The following is a 21266-nucleotide window of genomic DNA, read 5'->3' on the forward strand; positions in this document are numbered from 1 at the left end:
GATGGTCATCATATCTCATCCTACAGGCAATGCGAACGTCAGAGCTGCAGTGGCAGGGCTGGCAGATGCAGATATCCTGTCGGAGTTTCATACGGCGATTGCTTCATTTCCCGGAAGTACCCTGGACCGCCTTGGCGGAATTGGGCCGCTGTCGGAGATCAGGCGTCGTGGTTTCGAAGCGCGCCTGCAGCCTTTTACCAGAACATGGCCCTGGTTTGAACTGGGGAGGCTGGTAGCGGCAAAAGCTGGGCTGAAAAGCCTGGTAAGGCATGAGAAAGGCATGTTCTCAGTAGATGCTGTATATCATAACATGGACAGAAGGCTGACGAGCCGCCTGAATAAAGTGGCCCGTAAAGTGAATGCAGTGTATGCCTATGAAGATGGCGCTATGTTCACTTTCCGCGAAGCGACCCGCCTGGGGCTGAAATGCCTGTACGACCTGCCTATTGGTTATTGGCGTACTTCCCGGCATCTGCTGGGCATTGAACGGGAACGCTGGCCCGAATGGAAGAACACCCTGATAGGGTTCAGCGCTTCACAGGCAAAACTGGACAGAAAGGACGAAGAGCTGAAACTGGCCAACAGGATCTTTGTGGCGAGCAGTTTCACAGCAAAGACATTGAACGATTATCCCGGCAAACTGGCGCCGGTAGATGTAATACCTTATGGTTTCCCCGCTGTGACGAGCAGCAGGGATTATGAAAAGATTGCAGGACGCCCGCTCAGGTTACTGTTCGTCGGAGGACTGTCGCAGCGTAAAGGCATTGCAGACCTGTTTGCTGCGGTAGAGCGCCTGGGAGATGCGGTAACACTGACCGTTGTGGGCAAAAAGGTAACGGAAGATTGCCCGCCGCTGGATGCGGCCCTTGCCAAACATACCTGGATACCCAGTATGCCGCACGCAGAGATCCTCAAAACAATGAGAGCACATGATGTATTGTTGTTCCCATCCCTGTTTGAAGGATTCGGCCTGGTGATCACAGAGGCAATGTCGCAGGGTACACCGGTGATCACGACAGACCGTACTGCAGGACCGGACCTGATCACGCACGGAAAGAACGGTTGGCTGGCAGAAGCCGGATCTACTGATGCTTTATACAATGCTATAGCAGCCCTGCTGGATCAGCCGGATATCATACCGGCAGCAGGACTGGCGGCAATGGAGAAAGCCCGCAGCAGACCATGGCAGGTTTATGGACAGGAACTGGCGACGGCAATCATACATGCATAAATGAGTTAACTAACTATGACAAAAAGGCCAAGACTTGAATTTCTCGACGGTATAAGGGGGCTTTGTGCGCTCTATGTAGCGTTGTATCATGCGGTGTTCTTTACCGGCAACGGTATTGAGAAAACACAGTTCACCGGCGTGCTTAAGCCGCTTACCGGCCTGCTGGAATTCGGTCACTATTCCGTTGCAGTGTTTATCGTATTGTCAGGGTTTTGCCTGACCATCCCGGTAGCGTTATCGGAGAACAGGGACCTGCGCGGAGGCTTCAAAACTTATATCAGAAGGCGTGCGCACAGAATATTGCCACCCTATTATTTCGCGTTATTACTTTCATTGCTGCTGATATGGGCATTGCCCCTGATGCAGACCCCGCACGATACTGCCTGGGACTCCAAACTGCCGGTGAACCTGGAAAGTATCGCGACACATCTTTTGCTGGTGCATAATATCCATACGCACTGGATCTTTAAAATAAACGGCCCGCTGTGGAGTGTGGCAACGGAATGGCAGATATATTTCACCTTCCCGGTATTGTTGCTGTTATGGCGCCGTTATGGCCTGGGCGCAGCCACTGCAGCAGCGGTGATCGTGGGTATCTTACCTGAACTGGTATTGCCTCACCGCGTCAGCTTCTGGTGGTTACACCCCTGGTACCTTGGCTTGTTTGGTATAGGTATGGCGGCCGCGATTATTGCTTTTGATACAAAAGGTACTACAGAAAAGGTGAAGCGTCTTTTGTCAAACGGTTGGGCAGTGAGTGGCCTGGTAGCGCTGGTAGTGGCTATACTGGCTGTAAGCAAGCCGTTGAAACTATCGCTGACCTTTACGGAGGTAATGGTAGGACTGGCAGTAAGCGCTGTGATTGTATATTACACGCTGAAGGAACATGCTATGCAGGGCCGTCCTTTGTTGTTACGCTTCCTGAACGGGAAGGTGGCTGTGGGGCTTGGTGCCTTTTCCTATAGCATTTACCTGATCCACAGCCCGATATTGGCTGCGATCAACCTGTATACACTGAATTTACAGATGACAGACAATGTACGTTTGCTATTCATGCTTTTAGTAGCCGTACCCGTATCTGTATTGTTGGCATATGTGTTTTATTTACTGGTGGAGCGCCGTTTCCTGAATATGCCGCCAAAGGCAGCAGCAACGCCCGCAACACCTGTTATAAATGTTTCCGGTAATTATGAATCAGTATCCCAATAAAGGTCAGATGGCGGCAGACCGCCTGGCAGAAATAGCAACCCTGCGCTATCAGCAGCTCACGGCTCTCAACTCACAGAAGTTGATGCTGCGGCTGAAGCAGGGGATATGGGCATACTTTCTACTGTTGTTGTTTGAAGGTGCTTTACGCCGCTGGATATTACCGTTCCTGGCTACGCCATTGCTGGTAGTACGCGACCCTGTGGCATTGTGGCTGATCGTAGTTTGTTTGCAGCGGAAGATACTCATCCCTGCCTATTCACTGACGCTCATGACGATCATCGGGGTGCTGGGGCTCATTGCCGCACTCACGGTAGGACATGGAAATCCCTTCGTTGCCGCTTATGGTGCGCGTATTCTCCTGATACACTTCCCGATGATGTTTGTTATAAGGAGCGTCTTTACCCGCAAGGATGTGGTACAACTGGGAAAGGCCATGGTGATGATAGCTATACCGATGGCGGTATTGATAGCCATACAATTTTATAGTCCGCAGACGGCCTGGGTGAACAAGGGGGTGGGCGATGCTGAAGGAGGCGCCGGGTTTAGCGGGGCTTTAGGCTTTTTCCGTCCACCGGCAACATTCTCTTTTACCAATGGCACTACTTTGTTCTTCAGCTTCCTGGCGCCTTTTGTCTTCTATTTCTGGCTGAGTAATGAAAAGGTCAATCGCTGGATATTGATCGGGGCCACCGGCGCCCTGTTGATGTCCATACCACTTTCCATCAGCCGTGCATTGCTTTTCCAGATCATTATTACGCTGATGTTCTGCCTGTATGCAGGCTCCAGCAATCCTAAATATGCCGGCAGAATGTTTGGCGCAGTACTGGGCCTGATCGTGCTGGTAGCACTGCTTAGCCAGACAAGCATTGTGGGGGGAGCCATTGAGGCATTTACGGCGCGTTTTGAGAATGCGAATGAGAGTGAAGGCGGGATGGAGGGCGTATTTCTTGACCGTTACCTGGGAGGGATGCTGGGCGCTTTCACTGCTACCTCCGATATGCCACTGTGGGGATATGGTATTGGAATGGGAACGAACGTAGGCGCTATGCTGCTGACAGGAGGGTTTACCTTCCTGATCGCAGAAGGCGAGTGGGGCAGGTCAGTGGGAGAACTGGGCCCTATTTTGGGATTAGGGCTGGTATTTATCCGTGTAGGATTAGCCATCAGCCTGGCATTTGAATCATTCAGAAAATTGCGCGCAGGAGACATCCTTCCCTGGATGATACTGAGCGACGGATTCCTGCTGGTAGCGCAGGGGGGATGGGGCCAACCTACCTCACTGGGATTTGCAACCCTGGTGGGAGGGCTTTTGATGGCATCATTGCGTGATGATGAAGAGGAAGAAGAACCGGAAACAGAAGAAGAAGTGGGAGAAATGGCAGTTTAGCATATTCCACATACACACACATAACCACAACAAAAACCGGATTCCTGATGAAACACGATGCCAACCCCGGAAGTGGCAGGATAATCGTGCTGGACAGCCTGCGAGGACTGGCCGCCATGATCGTTTGCCTGCATCACTTCCTATTTATTAACAGTGACCATGTTCAGGTATACAGGGGGCAAGCCTGGTATGATATTCTTTTCAGTATCTCTGAGTTTAATAAAGAAGCGGTGCTGTTCTTCTTTGTTTTATCCGGCTTCTCTATCGGGTTAAGCCTTAAAAACAAAACGCCTGACAGCCCTGAAACGATCAACGAATACATCTACCGCCGGTTTAAAAGAATATTGCCGGTCTATATCATCGCATTGCTTTTTACGCTGGTTTCCGGCTTTGTGATGCATCAGGCTCACCTGCCGAACTACAGCGCCTGGAATATGCTGGGAAACGTGCTTTTTCTGCAAACGGCAGATATAATAGAAGGTTCCTGGTTTATTCCTTATGGCTTTAACGGCCCCCTGTGGTCATTGTCGTTCGAGTTTTTCTTTTACTGCTTCTTTCCACTGGTATACCTTATCAACAGGAAATATTTAAGCAGGATCAATATACTGGTGAAATATGCTGTGCTGTTGTTCTTATCTGTTGCTGCATTTGCTGTCAACAAAATCTTCTTCGTACCATATTTTGCATTTTTCAGTTCATTCATCATCTGGTTGTCGGGTTACCTGGTATCCAGAACGTACCTGAAAGGAGAAACCTATCACCTGTTGTTTGCAGGCGCCTTTGCGTTTGGTATACTGTATCTCGCAGCGGGCAGGCATTTTCTCTCTTCCAATACACTGGTATTCATTTGTAAGGGCTTGCTGATGGCTGCGGTATTTTACCTGGTAGCCTTCCTTAGTAAATCGGAAAAGGCGCAGACTATTTTTAAATGGCCGGTATGGGTGCTGAATAAACTGTTCAACTATGTAGGTAAAGGCAGTTATGCTACCTATGCGCTACACTACCCGCTGATGCTGATGATGCGGTATTTTCATGTGAACCTGATGGTGCAGGTAGCAGTGGTGCTTCTTTTTGCAATCTTATGTACAACAATAGAAGAGAAAACGATCAGGTGGAAGCTCAATATGCTGCGGTTGAATTATACGTCATTTTTCTTCAGAAGGTTTAACATGGCCAGCTAAGCGGCCGCTATGCTACTTTACACCATGAGTAATACTATGAATACCTCCTCCCGGATCGGATGGATAGATACCTTAAAAGGCATTGGTATTTTGACCGTAGTGGCGGGGCATATATTCCCTAACAGCGTTGCCAGGTATCTGTTCCTTTTTCATATGCCATTGTTCTTTTTTATAGGCGGCTTTTTGTTTAAGCCTTCTGCCGACTGGAAAGAATACCTTACAAAAAAATCATTTCACTTATTGGTGCCTTATGTGGCATTCCTTTGCCTGATCTACGTGCCGTATGAAATCAGAGAGATACTGACCGGCAAGGAAACGATCGTCAAAGGTCTTGTAAGGCCTTTACTGGGAGGCCGCTTCCTGATAGGGTGGACAGCAGTGTTCTGGTATGTAACCTGTTTCTTCCTGGTGCAGCAGGTGATGAATTTCCTGGTAAACAAAGTGAGTAAAAGGGTCGTTGGTTTGTTGATGTTTGCCAGCCTTGTGATCAGCTATGCGCTCAATCGGTTCATGCCTCATTTCCCCGGACTTCCCTGGAATGCAGATGTTGTATTTGCCGCGCTGCCCATTTTTCACATGGGCTATCAGTATAAAGCGATGCAGGGCGAGCCCGGAAGATACAAGTGGGTATTCTTCACACTGCTGCCTGTAGTGATCGTGTTCACTTATTACAATACAGCCAATACTTACGATATGAAGACCGGTAGTTATGGTATTCCATTTGTAACCTTGTTTTCCAGCCTGGTGGTGGTATTGTGCCTGATAGAATTGGTGAAGCTTATAGCCAGGAGCCCTGCGGCCAGCAAGCCATTCAATGAGTTAGGAACAGCGTCTATGGTGATTATGTACCTGCATCAGCCGGTACAGTTCATTGCACTGGAACAATTTTCTATCGTGAATCCTCTGGCACGATTCTTTATAGCATTGGCCGTATCAATGGGAGGATACTATCTCCTGAACAGTTTCACCATAGGACGTGCGCTTTTTATGGGTTCTCTGCCTGACTTCAAAAAAGTTTTCAGACGAGAAAAATTAGCGACGGTATAGCAGATAAATATTCAGACGATATATATGCGAATTGTTTTAATAGGAAATTACCCGAAGGACAGGCAGGAGAGTATGGAACGTTTTGCCCGGATGCTGGAAAGTGGTTTACAGCAGGCAGGGCATACAACAGAGATCTGGCGGCCAACCGTTTTCTTCGGATCTTTTTTTAAAGCTACTTCCGGTGGAATGGGTAAGTGGTTCGGGTATGTGGACAAATGGATATTATTTCCTTTAGTACTTCGTTTAAAAAATGCCTTCAGGCCAAAGGATACGCAGTATCATATCTGCGATCATTCCAATGCTTTTTATCTCAAACATCTGCCAAAGCAGCGTACTATCATCACCTGTCATGATGTATTGGCCATCCGCGGAGCAAAGGGCCATGCAGACGCTTATTGCCCCGCGTCTTCTTTTGGTAAGGTAATGCAGGAATGGATACTGTCTAACCTGATCAGCGCAAAGAAGATTGCCTGTGTATCTCAGCTTACACTGAAGCAGCTGAAAGAACTGGCTGCAGGAAAAGGAAAGGATGAATCCAACTGGGAGGTTATCCATAATGGTTTTAATGGTGATTTCGCTCCCGTAGCCAAAGCAGAAAGTGAGGCTTTACTGAAAGACTTCGGACTAAGTGCAGATGAACCATACATATTACATATCGGTTCCAGGCTGCAGCGTAAGAACAGGAAAATGTTGCTGGACATGGTGCATGTACTGGGCGATAAGTACAAAGGCAAGATCTGTTATGCCGGTAACGAAATAGAAGAATCCTTATATGCACACGCAGTAAAACTGGGACTGCAGGACAGACTGGTGTCAGTAAAGAAGCCACCGCATGCCACATTAAAGGCACTGTACAGTTCCTGTTACGCATTTATTTTTCCTTCCTTCTCCGAGGGCTTTGGATGGCCGGTGATAGAGGCGCAGGCCTGCGGAGCAGCTGTTGTTGCCAGTAACATCGAACCTATGCCGGAAATAAGCGGGGGAGTGGCCTTACATGCCGATCCTCATCAGCCACAGGCATTTGCAGCTGAATTTCTCAAATTATCTGATAAAGCAATCAAAGACGCTATAATTAACCAGGGTTTTGTCAATGTAAAACGTTTCTCTCCTGATATCATGATTAAGGCGTATTTATCCATGTATTCAAAGAACTAATATATCAGCAGATGATCCTAAAACTGATTACAGTGTGTTTACCCTGGCGCCTGAAACGCCTGGCATTACAAAGCTGGTTTAAATATAAAATTCATCCCACCGCACGCATCGGACTGGCGTGGGTATTCCCCGGGAAGCTGGTCATGGAAAAGAACAGCCGTATTGATCATCTTACTGTGGCTGTGAACCTCGACCTGATGCAGATGGGCGAACATGCGAAAATAGGCAGGGGAAACTGGGTGACAGGATTTGCAACCAATACCAATTCCAAGCATTTCCGTCATCAGCCTGAGCGCAAAGCGGAACTGATCATGGGAGAGTGGGCAGCCATCACGAAGAACCATCATATAGACTGTACGAACTCCATTACGATAGGGAAGTACACTACTATTGCCGGATACCAGTCACAATTACTTACGCACTCCATTAACGTATATGAGAATCACCAGGATAGCGCACCTATCGTGATCGGCGAATACACTTTCGTGGGCACGAATGTGGTGATCCTTGGCGGAGCGGCCTTACCTGCTTATTCTGTGCTAGGGGCGAAGTCTTTACTGAATAAGCCATTCTACGAAGAGTGGAAATTATATGCCGGTGTTCCTGCAAAAGCAGTGAGTGATATTGACAAGGATGCGAAATACTTTAACAGAACAGACGGATTCGTCTATTGAGAAGTATTGTAACATTAACCGACAAATTGAAAAAAGCGCGTAAAAGATGAACATCCTTCATGTGATCCCTTCTTATAAACCTGCCTATGTATACGGCGGTCCTATCTATTCGAGTTCAGCGCTGTGCGAGCAGCTGGTGGCTGAAGGACATAAGGTGACCGTAGTGACTACCACTGCCAACGGAAAAGAGGAACTGAATGTGCAGGATGGCGTAGTGCAACAGGTGGACGGAGTGGATACGATCTACTTTAAACGTTTAACAAAAGACCATACACATTTCTCTCCGGGACTGATCCGTTACCTGTACAGGAACATCCGTAAATACGATGCCGTACATATCCACTCCTGGTGGAACCTGGTGAGCATCTTCACCCTGCTGGTGTGTTATGTGAGGAAGGTGCGGCCTGTTTTGTCTCCCAGGGGGATGCTGAGTGATTACATCCTGGAGACCAATCATAATTTCCAGAAGAAGATCATACAAAAGGTGGTGGGCGATCCGCTTTTATCTAAAGTGAAATTTCACGCTACTTCCCTTGCGGAAGTGCATGAGATAAAGAAGATGTATCCGGCATCGCAGGTAGCAGAGATCTTCAACTTTGTTACTGTACCTGATGGTCCGGTAGCGCCGAAGACCGTTCAGCAGAAGATCAGGTTTTTATTCCTGAGCAGGATCGATCCGAAGAAAGGACTGGAGCTGTTGTTTAAAGCGCTCAGCATGGTCTCATTCCCTTATGAACTGACCATAGCAGGCCCTTATAAGGAAGATTACCTGGAGCAGTTGAAAGCCCTGACACATGAATATGGCATTGCGCAGCATATCAGCTGGGTTGGCCCGGTATATGGAGATGCCAAATTCCGGCTGTTGCGTGAGCATGATGTAATGGTACTGACCTCTTACAATGAAAATTTCGCCAACATCGTCATAGAATCCCTTGCAATGGGCACACCTGTGCTGATCAGTAATATGGTGGGCTTAAGCACTTACATCAGTGATAATCAGCTGGGCTGGATCTCCGGTATCGATCCTGAAAACATAAAAGAAGTGCTGGAGCGGGTATATGCAGAAAGGGACAGGCTGCCTGCCATGTCTGCAGCTGCACCGGCACTGATGCAGCGTGACTTCGACCGGAGCCGGCTGGTGAACAAGTATATTGAATTGTATAAGTCAAAATAAATCAGGGTGTCTAATTCTTTAACAGTCATCATCCTCACTTATAACGAGGAAAAACATATTACCCGTTGTATTCAGAACCTGAAGCGCGTGTCAGATAATATCATCATCATCGATAGTATGTCTACCGACCGCACTGTTGAAATAGCAACTGCACTGGGCGCTACGGTTATTCAAAGACCCTGGCCGGGCAATCACTCTGACCAGTTCAACTGGGCGCTGGACAATTGCAACATCACCACGACCTGGACAATGCGCATGGATTGTGATGAATACCTGCTGGATGAACTGATAGATGAGATCAATACCAAACTGCCACAGACAAAGCCTGAGACAGGAGGATATATCATCAAACGCCGTGTGATATTCATGGATAAATGGATGAAACGTGGCGGCTTCTATCCGCACCGCCTGCTGCGCATCTGGCGCACGGGTACAGGGCGTCTTGAAGAGCGGGCGATGGATGAACATGTTGTACTGGAGAAAGGAGAAACAGCGGCTTTCCAGCACGATATGGTAGACCACAACCTGAATGACCTTACCTGGTGGACACATAAGCAGAACAACTATGCTTCGCGTGAAGTGAAGGACCTGCTGGATATAGAACGGGGAACAACATCTGAGAACAATGTGGACGTATCGTTGAGCGGGGAGCAGTCTTCCCGGAAGAGATGGATCAAAGAGAAGATATATAGCAGGATACCTTTGTTTGTACGTCCTTTCATTTATTTTATTTACCGCTACTTTATACGCCTGGGTTTTCTGGATGGAGGTGCAGGACTTGTATGGCATTTCCTGCAGGGCTTCTGGTACCGCTTCCTCGTAGATGCCAAGATGTATGAATTAAAACGCAATAACAGGTTAAAACAGGGATGATATTGAGAGTGAGAGTAAAGAGGCGTATGGTCGTAGTGACAATGATCATTTATATAGCAGCATTGCTGTATGTCGTTTTCCTGGAGCCAACAAGGAGTGCCGGCGAACACTATGCACCGCCGAGATGGATGCCGCTGAAGAGTACTTATGACTTCATTGTAGAAGCCGGTCATTCTGTGAGACACTGGCTTTTCTTCCTGCTGAATCTATTGGGCAATATTATATTGTTCATGCCATTCGGCTTCCTTGCAGATGCTTTGTCAGGAGCGCCTGCCAATAAATTTAGAGTAATAATCACTGCATTCTTTTTCAGTCTGTGTATTGAGTCTTTGCAGCTGGCTTTTATGATCGGTGTTTTCGATGCTGACGATATCCTGCTGAACACATTGGGTGCTTACCTGGGGCTTTACACATACCGTTTTCTGGCAAAAAGAGATGTAGTACTTGTTTATAATAATTCCTGATAGCAATGGATAATTTTTATCTGTCACAGGTCCGCTTAAAAGAGTTTAACGCGTCTGAAGGCCTGGACCGCGGCGCTGGTAAATTAAAGGAAACCTGCTGGTACCTTGTTAAAATGCTGTTCTTCCTGACAGCTTTTCCTGTGCCCTCCGGCGTTAAGGTCAGATTACTGCGCCTGTTCGGAGCGAAGGTAGGAAGTGGTGTGGTGATCAAACCAAGAGTGAACATTCATTTTCCCTGGAAGCTGGAGATCGGTAATGATGTATGGCTGGGAGAAGAAGCTTACCTGCTCAACTTTGAGCCTTTGGTGATAGGCAACAACGTGTGTATATCACAGCGTGCATTTCTCTGCGGAGGTAATCACAACTTCAGGCATCCTGCCATGCCATACCGCAATGCCCCTATTACACTGATGGATGGGTGCTGGGTAGGCGCCTGTGTATTCATCGGGCCTGGTGTTACTGTGGGTACTGATACAGTGATCACTGCAGGTTCTGTAGTAACTGCCTCAGTAGCGCAGAATGGTATATTCAAAGGCAATCCCCTGGCATTTGTGTCAGAGCGATGGAGATAATAAAAAAACAGAAATCTATATAGCGGTATGTCCAAGCGATTACTATTGATTGGAGGTAATTTCTCGCCCGAACCCACAGGGATTGGTAAGTATAATGGTGAAATGATCAAATGGCTGGCAGCCCAGGGATATGATTGTACCGTCATCACCAGTTATCCTTATTATCCGGAGTGGAAGGTGCAGCCTCCATATGACAAGCACAAGAACTGGTATAAGAAAGAAGTGATAGAAGAAAGTAACGGACAAGGAGGAAAGATCACTGTGTATCGTTGTCCGCAGTACGTGCCGGCAAAGCCATCCGGTAAGACGCGCATTATGCTGGACTTTTCTTTTGCAGTATCTGCCTTTTTCAAAATACTGCAATTACTGCCGCGTAAAAAGTTTGATGTGGTGATCACAGTGGTGCCACCCTTTCACCTGGGCTTACTGGCTGTACTGTACAAGAAGTTCAAAGGCGCCAAGTTCCTCTATCACATACAGGATATGCAGATAGAAGCAGCGCGCGACCTGAACATGATCAAATCCCCTAAGCTCATCAAAGCATTGTTCGGATTGGAGCGCTATATCTTCAAACATGCTGATATGGTGAGCAGCATATCTGATGGTATGATGCGTAAGATCCAGGAGAAAGCCGGCAAGGACATTTTCTTCTTCCCGAACTGGGTGGATGTGACCTTGTTCCATCCTATTGAAAACCGTGCAGCGCTGAAGACAGAATATGGATTTAATGTCAATGACAGGATCGTACTGTATTCAGGCGCCATAGGAGAGAAGCAGGGGCTGGAAGCTATTCTGAACACTGCTGAGACATTGAAAGAGGATAAACAACTGAAATTCCTCATCTGCGGCTCGGGCCCTTATAAGGAAAAGCTAAAGGCAGAGGCGGAGTCAAGAGGACTTAACAACGTTATCTTCTTCCCGCTGCAGCCGTTCGAGAAGTTCAATCATTTCCTCAATATGGCCGATGTACACCTGGTGATACAAAAGGGCAATGCAAGCGACCTGGTAATGCCGTCCAAACTGACCACTATCCTGTCAGTAGGAGGCCTGGCACTGATCACTGCAAATAGCGGCACCAGCCTGCACGAACTGGTAAGCAAACATAATATGGGCATACTGGTAAAGGCGGAAGATCAGCAGGCGCTCACTGATGGTATTGTCAGGGCTATGCAGGACAATGCCTCAGAAATAGCAAGGAATGGACGTGTGTATGCCGAAACACATTTGTCTGTAGGAAAAATAATGTCACGTTTTGAAGAAGCCGTAGTAGTTAGTTAACATCATTGAACCTTACTTTATATGTTGGACCGATATCTTAAAATATGCAGCATCCAGATCCTTGTGCTGGATTTCATCTGCCTCAATGCCTTCTTCTTTTTTACGCTTTACTGGCTGCAGCAGTATGGTGTGCCGGTAAGCGTGAACAGAGACACTTTCCTGCTGGCCTCAAATATCGCATGGATCGTTGCCCTGTATACAACAGGTATTTATTTTATGAGCCAGCAGATGTCTGTGGAAAGGATCATCAAAAAGCTGTTGCAGAGTATTATGCTGTACCTGCTGCTGATGCTGGCATTTGTATTCCTGAACAAAGAAGCCTTCAACAGGATCTTTATTATAACCTACATGACATTGTTCATGCTGGTGGTGCTGCTGGACAGGCTGTTCTTTTACATGCTCACCAACTATATCATTCATCGTAAGGAGATCGAGCGTAAAGTGGTGATCGTGGGCTATAATGAGCTGTCAAAACAGCTGGTGGACAATTTCATTGGCCGTAAGAGTAACCTGCGTTTTGAGGGGTATTTTGAAGAATACAGCAATGTGCATGAACTGTCTTTATACCCGGTGATAGGTACGCTGAAGGATTGTATTCCATATGCACAGTCGAACAATATCAGGGAGATCTATTCTACATTATCGCCTGAGCAGTTCCCGTACCTGTATACGCTGGCGCACGAAGCAGAGCGTCATTTTATCCGTTTTCGCTTTGTACCTGACTTCAAGATGTTCGTGAACCGGCAGATATATGTAGATTACCTGGATAATATTCCTATCATCTCATTGAGGGCGGAGCCACTGGATGACATTGCGAACAGATTAAGGAAACGTATTTTTGATATTGTGTTCAGCGGCGCTGTGATGCTTTTTATCCTTAGCTGGCTGATACCTTTGCTGGCATTGCTGGTGAAGCTGGAATCGAGAGGGCCGGTGTTCTTTATACAGCACCGTACGGGACGTAATAATGAGACCTTCCGTTGTCTGAAGTTCAGGAGTATGTATGTGAACAAAGATGCCAACTCCAAACAGGCCACGAGGAACGACCGTCGTTTTACGAAGATCGGGCGTATATTGCGTAAGACAAACCTGGATGAAATGCCGCAGTTCTTTAATGTGTTCATGGGCGATATGTCTATCGTAGGTCCACGTCCGCATATGCTGAAACATACGGAAGAATATTCTGCTATCATTCAGAAATATATGATCCGTCACTTCCTGAAACCTGGTATCACAGGCTGGGCGCAGGTGAACGGGTATCGCGGAGAGATCACTGATGAACTGCATTTGCGTAAGCGTATAGAACATGATATCTGGTACATGGAGAACTGGTCAGTGTATCTCGATCTGCGCATCATATTTTTAACTGTATTCAATACTATAAGAGGCGATAAGAACGCATTTTAACATTTCCTATAGCATATTTTACTCGTATTAGTAGGAATGTTAATGGAAAACAAATCGCCTTAAGTGTTATTTTTACACTCCGGTAGTCAGGGTACGCCGGGGTCAACTTCAGGGATGCCTGTAAACAGCGTTACATGAAAAGTTCTGTGTCAGCACAAAATTTCCTTGACGACAGCCGGCTAATAGAAGACATCTTTCACGAATTGAAATCTATTGTAGCAAGCATTCTTTCAAGTGTTGAACTCATAGTACTGTACGACGGGAAAGCGATGGGAAACAAGATCACCCGTCAGGCAGAATCGATTAAATCGCAGGTGATAGAGCTTGATTTCCAGCTGCAGAATATAAGGATCATACAGCATATGCTGGGCAAAACATTCCAGCTGAAGCGAAAGATGACCAACTTACTTTTCTTTTTGGGACAACTGGTACGTGAAGAGCCATACAACAATCTGCTGTCTCCCGCCGTTGAATTACAGCATAGTAAAATACCTGTGGAGGCCAACATTGACGAGTCCGTGATGCGGCAGTTGATCCTGAACCTTTTTTTCTGGATGAAGCGGCACTCAACCACCCATCAGATACCGAAGATGGTATTCAGTTTTGAGCCCGGATACTTTGAAATAAAGGGAACTTTTTATGCGAATTATATCTTTTCGTCTCCTTTCAAGTCATCTGAAAAAGGGGATAATGAAATATTTCACCAGCCGATATGTCATATGATGTCGTATTTCGCCGCCTTACAAGACGGCACTTTTGAAATAGTGGCTGAGCCGGAGAAGAATGTGGTGGTGCTGGTGAGAATACCCTGTAAGGCATAAGTCTTACAGCCTGAAACACGTCTCTTAGAAACAATAAGATAAGGTTAAAACAAAAGGGGATATTTCCATATCCCCTATTCTTTTTTTAGTCTGTATGTAATTTTTGCTTATTTCTTCAATTGCAGTACTGCGTTCGACCACGTTCTTACCTGCTCCAGCAGCGTAGCATCTTCAGCCAGTTTTTGCCCATAAGATGGGATCATTTGTTTCAGCTTGGACTGCCATTCAGGTGTGGCCAGTTTTTTAGGGAAGCAGCGTTGCAGTAATTCCAGCATAATGGATACCGCAGTGGAAGCTCCCGGAGAAGCGCCCAGCAGTGCCGCGATAGAACCGTCTGCCGCACTTACCACCTCAGTACCGAATTCCAGGATACCGCCATGCTCAGGATCTTTTTTAATCACCTGTACACGTTGTCCCGCTACTTCCAGTTCCCAGTCTTCCATCTTCGCTTCCGGCAGGAATGCCTGCAGGGCTTCCAGTCTTTCTTCGGGCGACTGACGCACCTGGTCTATCAGGTATTTGGTCAGCGGAAGATTATCCAGGCCTGCAGCCAGCATCGGACGGATGTTATTGAATTTGATGGACCTTGGCAGATCGAGCCAGGAACCATTTTTCAGGAACTTGGTAGAGAAGCCGGCATAAGGTCCGAACAGCAGGGCCTTTTTACCATCTATCATACGTGTATCCAGGTGAGGCACGGACATAGGAGGCGCTCCTACTGAAGCCTTACCATATACTTTCGCAGCATGTCTTTCAACTACTGCCGGGTTTTTGCAGACCAGCCACTGACCGCTTACAGGGAAGCCGCCAAAGCCTTTACCTTCAGGAATGTCTGACTTAACCAGCAGGGGCAGGGAACCACCACCGGCGCCTATGAATACAAATCTTGTATGCAGTTTTCTTTTCTTACCTGTTTCCAGGTTCTTCACTTTCAGATACCACCTGCCATCTTCTTCTCTGTCCAGATCGCGTACTTCGTGCTTCAGGTTTAGCGTTACACCCGGCTGCTCCTGCAGGTAGCTGATAAGTGCACGCGTAAGCGCTCCGAAGTTGATATCGGTACCGGCTTCCATACGGGTAGCGGCCACTTTTTCAGAAGGGTCTCTTCCTTCCATCACCAATGGGATCCATTGTTTCAGGACGGCAGGATCTTCTGAGTATTCCATACCCTTGAATAAATTATTGGCTTCCAGCAGTTGCTGGCGTTTTTTCAGATATTGGACATTGTTCTCACCCCATACAAAGCTCATGTGAGGCACACTCTGTATAAATGTCTCCGGTGATTTAACGCATCCTTCCTGAACGAGGAAAGACCAGAATTCCTTGGATACCTCAAAGGATTCGGCGATCTTGATCGCTTTACCGATCTCGATGCTGCCATTCTTTTCGGGGGTATAGTTGAGTTCGCAGAAAGCAGAATGTCCTGTACCTGCGTTATTCCATGCATCCGAACTTTCTCCTGCAATGATATCCAGTCTTTCGAATATCTCAATGGTCAGTTCTGGTTGTAATTCTTTCAACAGTACGCCTAGCGTTGCACTCATTATGCCCGCACCGATTAAAACGATGTCAGGCGCCGATTTAGGAGACATATTAGTTTATTTACGCGATTTGCGCTGCAAAAATAATACGAAAAAAGATAGTTCTATAACGTTTTAGTGTATGTATTATGGCTTTTTATGATAAAAAAACAGCAATTTTCACTGTAAGTACCTGCTGTCGTGCATATGCGAAAAATGTAAATGTATTGTTAATCCTGCGCGCCGGCCAGCCATCCCAGTGAGGTTGCTGTAACAGCGGTGAAGTCGGAGAGAGGCGCGTCGCAAAGTGAGCAGCAATATTGTTCCGGCAGGTCCTGAAAGAGGGTACCTGGCGCAATACCCTGGCCGGGATCGCCAATGGCTTCGTCATAAACAGTCAGGCAGCGGGTACACTGATGCACCTCTTTTTCCGGTTGTGTACTGCTGATAACCGTTTGCTGGCCAGCTACATAATTCACCAGGGGATCGGTAAGCGCACTGTTCTCATAGAACTCGCGGCAAAGAGATGTAATATAAGGTCCCAGGTGTTCTTTGGCCACTCCTGTCCGATAGGGTAATAAAGTGCCCGAATTGGGGTTAAAATCCTGCGTATACAGAATATCAAAACGCTGATGCCCTTTCAGGCGGCTTTTGGTCTTACTTTCCTGCTTGCTGATCACGATGGAACCAAAGCAGTTATTCCCGGGATTGATGCGGATGCTGAAACACAATCCATAGGTTCTGACATCGGCATTATCGAAATGACGGATGATGTGCCTTTTGATGATCAGGGCGTCTTCACTGTTGTCTTCTACATGCCAGTTCAGTTCGTTGGCTGCATGTCTTACATTGATCCCGTATTTGCCAAGGATATAGTCCCACAACCTTCTGTGCTCAGGTGCTATATTCCTGACGATGAGCGATTTCCATGAGGTAGCATACAGCTGTCCTGTCCGCGTTTCCAGGCATATATTACAGAGGTTCTGCAGGAATGCAAGGGGAAACTCTTCATCACGGCGATAAATGCCCAGCCAGTAATGATTCTCATGCCGGTTGAAACCTTCGTAATAAGGCAGGTGAAAAGGAGGCAGTTCCAGCTCGGCAGTTACCGGACGGCATGCATATTCCAGCTTGCTGTTAACAAGCGCATACAGCTCGTCATTGCTGATGAAGGGACGCTCATATACGACAGACTCTATACATTGACTTAGCTGCCCGATACTGTTCGTATAGACCAGGTCCGGCCACGCAAAAAGGCGGCTGCTTTTAGGAAAGCGGATAAACAGGTGCCAGTAATGTGCGGCTCCTGCCGCGATCCAGTTAATGTGTCCTGAGAAAAAAGGTGTGAAGGTCTGTTTGCTGTCGCAGATATTCACTTTCAGGGCAGGCGTATAATCAAATAATGCAAATACATCTTTATAGATACCCTCACTTAACCAGCTATCACTAATAAAAATGCCAGCTGCCGGATAGGAGCTGGTGATATTGGGTGCAGTGCCGTAAGCATGGAACACGATCTGCTGGCGGGCGCAATCTTCTTCAAATTGATCCCGGTATTTGCCGGGTACCTCTATCAGCAGTTGTTGCCGTAAGCCGAATTTTACCTGGGTTACCCTGGCGGCTGCCGCTATATCCAGGATAGTCAGCAGTTGCCCGGGAGATACGATCCCTCCTGTAAAATTGATGCTTACTGTCTGCGAATGTCTGATCATGATTAAACTGCTTGCATGATAAATACTGCCTCTTCCTTTTTACCGGAGGGCAGTTCCTTCTCCAATATGGCTTTTATCTCCGGACGGCAACTGCCGCATCCCATTCCGGCGCCCGAGGCCTGGCATACACTTTCCAGCGTGGTAGCGCCTTCTTTTATTTTCTCACAGATATTGCCTTCTCCCACACTTCCACAACTACATACAAGTTTGCCGATCACCGGCGTGGCTTTCTTACCTGAGCGCAATAGTTCCAGTCTTTTTTCAGATAACTCTATTTTGTTGGAGATCAGGTCCCTGAACTCCAGGAACTCCGATTTATCGCCGATCAGGATAGCGCCTACCAGGCGGTCGTTATGGATAACGCATTTCTTGTAGTACCGTTTTGATTTATCAATGAACACTACTTCTTCGTATGCAGGATCATCGGGTGTTTCTATCATACCCAGTGAGCACAGATCGGTACCATGCATCTTGAGGATATTCATAAACAAAGATCCTTCATAATAGCCTGTCAGATCGCCGGCCAGGTAGCGGGCTACTACAGCTGCCTGTTGCTCTGCCGCTGCAGTAATGCCGTAGAGGGTACCGTTGAACTCTGCAATTTCCCCGATAGCGAAGATGTTGGGATCACTCGTCTGCAGGTATTCATTTACCACCACGCCTCTTTTGCAAAGCAGGTGGGTGGCGCGTGCCAGTTCGATATTCGGCACAGTTCCTATGGACATAACGACGGCCTGGCAAGTTACATGCCTGCCGCTTTTCAGCTGTATGCCATCGAGTTTATTCAGGCCGGTGAAGCGCGCTATTTCATCGTTGTACAGGATCTCGATTCCACGGTCGGTCAGCTCTTCAAATAACAGCTGGCTGCCCAGGGCATCCAGCTGTCGGTCCATCAGTTTAGACGTGCGTTGTACAACGGCCACGTCTATATCCATTTCTCTTAGTGAAGCAGCTAATTCAATACCCAGCAATCCGCCACCAACGATCATCACTTTCCCCGCAGCCGGGTCAATATGCCTGACGAATGCATCTGCATCACGCCGGTTACGCATGGTAAATATGCCCTCCAGTGGAGGTGTATCTCTCAGGGTGGCCGCACGGCTGCCCATTGCCATGATCAATATGTCATATGTATGTATGTTGCCATTGCTGTCTGTTACTGTTTTCTGCTCCCGGTCTATCTCATTAACGCTCACACCTCTGTGCAGGGTAATATCCAGCATGTTTTCTTCTTCGTCTGTCATCTTCACCAGTTGCGCCCATTGCTGGGTGCCACTGATATAATCGGGTAACATCACCCGGTTGTAGAAAGGCTGATCTTCTTTACTGAATACCGTGATGGTATCAGTACTGTTTATTTCACGATAGGCCTTTACAAATCCACAGGCGCCCGCGCCTGCACCAATAATAACGATCTTCTGTACTGCCTTCTGGTACAGTTTTACCTGCACCGCGGTATACTTCAGGTCCGGTTGTTTGGATATCTTATCTACCAGCCGGTTGGTAAGATTGTTGGCCCTGTTCAGGTCATTGTCAAGTATTTTACCCCAGTGCATGGGAAGGAATACCACCCCTTTTTTGATGGATTTGCTTAATTGTGCTTTTACGCGCACAAGGCCATTCTCACTGAAGATCTCCACAATATCCCCTTCCCGGATATCTCTGTCTATAGCGTCTTCCGGATGGATCTCCAGCAGCGGCGCCGGGATATGTTGTTTCAGTTTGCTGACCTTACCGGTCTTGCTCATAGTATGCCACTGGTCGCGGATGCGGCCTGTAGTAAGGATGAGGGGCCACTGCGGATCAGTTGGCGCAGACCGGTTATCGTCCGGTACAGCATGAATGATCGCTTTCGCGGAGGCCGTATAAAATTTATGATCAGTAAATAGTCTTGGTGTACCCTGATCTGTGCCACCGGCTGGATATGGCCATTGCAAAGATCTTTTTTCCTTCAGCAGCTCATAGCTAACGCCGCTGACGTCGATATTGGTCCCGGCGGTGAGCCGGCAATGTTCTGCATATATTGCAGCAGGGTTATCGTAGTCAAATCCCTGATATCCCATTTTTCTTGCGAAGCGGCAGATGATCTCTGCATCAGGTAATGCTTCTCCCGGAGCATCGTTTATCTTTTGCAGATAAGTGATACGCCTTTCCGCATTGGTCATGGTGCCTTCCTTTTCTGTCCAGGCAGCTGCAGGAAGCACTACGTCTGCATAACGCAATGTTTCCGGTTTGGAAGATATTTCCTGTACCACAACAAACTTCGCTTTCTGTAAAGCTGCTTCCGCCATACGTGCGTCCGGAAGACTTACCAGCGGATTGGTACACATGATCCAGATAGCCTTCAGGCGCCCATCATTCAGGGCCTCAAACATTTCGACAGCGGTCAGTCCCGGCTTATCGGAGATAGTGGTGCCACCCCAGAATTCCTGTACTTCTTTGCGGTGTGCCGGATTGTCGAGCACACGATGCGCCGGCAGCATATTGGATAGTCCACCTACTTCCCGTCCGCCCATAGCATTGGGCTGGCCGGTCAGGGAGAATGGTCCGCAGCCGGGTTTCCCTATCTTGCCGGTGATGAGGTTGAGATTGATCAGGCTCAGGTTTTTGTTTACGCCTACGGCGCTCTGGTTCAATCCCATGGTCCACATGGTCATAAAGCCTTTTGACTGCCCGATCAGGGCGGCGGCTTCATAGATGAGGTCTTCCGAAATACCGCATACTGCAGCCGCGCTGCTAATGCTGCGCAGCATGACAGTATCACGGTATTTCGCAAAACCTTCTGTGTGTTGCTGAATAAAATTGTGATCGGTATGACCGGCTTCTATCAGCAGTCTGCCAATAGCATGATGCAGTACGATATCCGTACCCGGCATCAGTTGCAGGTGGACATCGGCTATGGCGCAGCTCTGCGTCACACGCGGATCGCTCACAATGATTTTCAGCGCCGGGTTCTTCGCCTTTGCGGCCTCTATCCGGCGCCACAGTATCGGGTGGCACCAGGCAGGATTAGCGCCGGCTACAAATATGCAATCTGTCTGTTCTATATCATCGTAATTTCCAGGCACGCTGTCTTCTCCCAGTGACAGTTTATAGGCAGCTACCGCGCTGCTCATACACAGGCGCGAGTTCGTGTCTATATTATTACTGCCAATGAATCCTTTGATCAGCTTATTCACCACATAGTATTCTTCTGTCAGGCATTGGCCGGAAGCGTAGAATGCTACAGATTCAGGTCCATACTGAGCTATCATCTGGCTGAACACTGCGGCAGTACGCTCCAGCGCCTGATCCCAGGAAACGCGCTGCCGTGGCATATGCCGGTGGTAGCGCATTTCCGGGTAATAAAGCCTGTCTGATGTGTCCATCACGGTGTAATGCAGGTTCATGCCTTTCGAGCAAAGCATGCCCTTGTTCACCGGATGGTCTTTATCTCCTTCCACGCTGAGTTTTCCCTGCCTGTCCCTGTGTACAATGATACCGCAACCTACGCCGCAATAGCAGCAGGTGCTACGGTAACTGCCCGCAGGGAGTTTACTATGTTGATGATTGCCTGTCATT

Annotated in this window: 17 protein-coding genes; 14 read left to right on the top strand and 3 right to left on the bottom strand. The window is 47.7% G+C overall.

Translation table 11 applies throughout. From position 1 onward, the window contains the following. Nucleotide 1 precedes the first annotated feature (1 nt). From MYF79_RS11690 to MYF79_RS11755, 14 genes are all read left to right on the top strand, one after another. A complete protein-coding gene (locus tag MYF79_RS11690) occupies nt 2–1231 on the top strand; it encodes a glycosyltransferase family 4 protein (protein ID WP_247814042.1) in 1230 nt (409 codons plus the stop codon). A 15-nt stretch (nt 1232–1246) separates the two neighbouring features. Continuing rightward, nucleotides 1247–2440: an acyltransferase family protein gene (locus MYF79_RS11695; RefSeq protein ID WP_247814043.1), complete on the top strand. Its 1194-nt coding sequence runs from the start codon at nt 1247–1249 to the stop codon at nt 2438–2440. Beyond that, nucleotides 2421–3827 (top strand): hypothetical protein, encoded by a 1407-nt coding sequence (locus MYF79_RS11700; protein WP_247814044.1) that lies wholly within the window; start codon nt 2421–2423, stop codon nt 3825–3827. Before MYF79_RS11695 ends, MYF79_RS11700 begins: the two co-directional genes overlap by 20 nt. 47 nt (nt 3828–3874) lie before the next feature. Then, on the top strand, nt 3875–5008 hold the full coding sequence (locus MYF79_RS11705) for an acyltransferase family protein (RefSeq protein WP_247814045.1): 1134 nt from the start codon (nt 3875–3877) through the stop codon (nt 5006–5008). A 9-nt stretch (nt 5009–5017) separates the two neighbouring features. Further along, on the top strand, nt 5018–6055 hold the full coding sequence (locus tag MYF79_RS11710) for an acyltransferase family protein (protein WP_247814046.1): 1038 nt from the start codon (nt 5018–5020) through the stop codon (nt 6053–6055). A 24-nt stretch (nt 6056–6079) separates the two neighbouring features. After that, nucleotides 6080–7210, top strand: coding sequence for a glycosyltransferase family 4 protein (locus MYF79_RS11715; protein WP_247814047.1), 1131 nt, complete (start codon nt 6080–6082; stop codon nt 7208–7210). Between the two features lie 11 nt (nt 7211–7221). Beyond that, nucleotides 7222–7884 carry an acyltransferase gene (locus MYF79_RS11720; RefSeq protein ID WP_247814048.1) on the top strand — a complete coding sequence of 221 codons (663 nt, stop codon included), beginning with the start codon at nt 7222–7224 and terminating at the stop codon, nt 7882–7884. A gap of 46 nt (nt 7885–7930) precedes the next feature. Continuing rightward, complete coding sequence (locus MYF79_RS11725) at nt 7931–9058, top strand: XrtY-associated glycosyltransferase XYAG1 (RefSeq protein WP_247814049.1); 1128 nt, start codon at nt 7931–7933, stop codon at nt 9056–9058. Nucleotides 9059–9064: 6 nt separating this feature from the next. Next, entirely contained in the window at nt 9065–9931 is an 867-nt protein-coding gene (locus MYF79_RS11730; RefSeq protein ID WP_247814050.1) for a glycosyltransferase family 2 protein, read from the top strand. An 8-nt stretch (nt 9932–9939) separates the two neighbouring features. After that, a complete protein-coding gene (locus MYF79_RS11735; RefSeq protein ID WP_247815085.1) occupies nt 9940–10395 on the top strand; it encodes a VanZ family protein in 456 nt (151 codons plus the stop codon). A gap of 5 nt (nt 10396–10400) precedes the next feature. Beyond that, on the top strand, nt 10401–10967 hold the full coding sequence (locus tag MYF79_RS11740; protein ID WP_247814051.1) for a WcaF family extracellular polysaccharide biosynthesis acetyltransferase: 567 nt from the start codon (nt 10401–10403) through the stop codon (nt 10965–10967). A gap of 27 nt (nt 10968–10994) precedes the next feature. Next, entirely contained in the window at nt 10995–12245 is a 1251-nt protein-coding gene (locus MYF79_RS11745) for a WcaI family glycosyltransferase (protein ID WP_247814052.1), read from the top strand. 21 nt (nt 12246–12266) lie between these two features. Next, nucleotides 12267–13652, top strand: a complete 1386-nt coding sequence (locus MYF79_RS11750) for an undecaprenyl-phosphate glucose phosphotransferase (protein WP_247814053.1) — start codon at nt 12267–12269, stop codon at nt 13650–13652. A gap of 134 nt (nt 13653–13786) precedes the next feature. After that, the gene (locus MYF79_RS11755; RefSeq protein WP_199658129.1) at nt 13787–14473 is read left to right on the top strand and encodes a hypothetical protein; all 687 of its coding nucleotides are present in this window, start codon (nt 13787–13789) and stop codon (nt 14471–14473) included. A 107-nt stretch (nt 14474–14580) separates the two neighbouring features. On the opposite strand, the gene MYF79_RS11760 is transcribed toward MYF79_RS11755, so the two are convergent. From MYF79_RS11760 to MYF79_RS11770, 3 genes are all read right to left on the bottom strand, one after another. Further along, nucleotides 14581–16017 carry a malate:quinone oxidoreductase gene (locus tag MYF79_RS11760; RefSeq protein ID WP_247814054.1) on the bottom strand — a complete coding sequence of 479 codons (1437 nt, stop codon included), beginning with the start codon at nt 16015–16017 and terminating at the stop codon, nt 14581–14583. A gap of 206 nt (nt 16018–16223) precedes the next feature. Continuing rightward, nucleotides 16224–17705 (bottom strand): rubredoxin, encoded by a 1482-nt coding sequence (locus MYF79_RS11765; RefSeq protein ID WP_247814055.1) that lies wholly within the window; start codon nt 17703–17705, stop codon nt 16224–16226. Nucleotides 17706–17707: 2 nt separating this feature from the next. Further along, the gene (locus tag MYF79_RS11770; protein WP_247814056.1) at nt 17708–21265 is read right to left on the bottom strand and encodes a nitrate reductase; all 3558 of its coding nucleotides are present in this window, start codon (nt 21263–21265) and stop codon (nt 17708–17710) included. Nucleotide 21266 lies beyond the last annotated feature (1 nt).

The organism is Chitinophaga filiformis (assembly GCF_023100805.1).
In the GTDB taxonomy this organism is placed as follows: Bacteria; Bacteroidota; Bacteroidia; order Chitinophagales; family Chitinophagaceae; genus Chitinophaga; species Chitinophaga filiformis_B.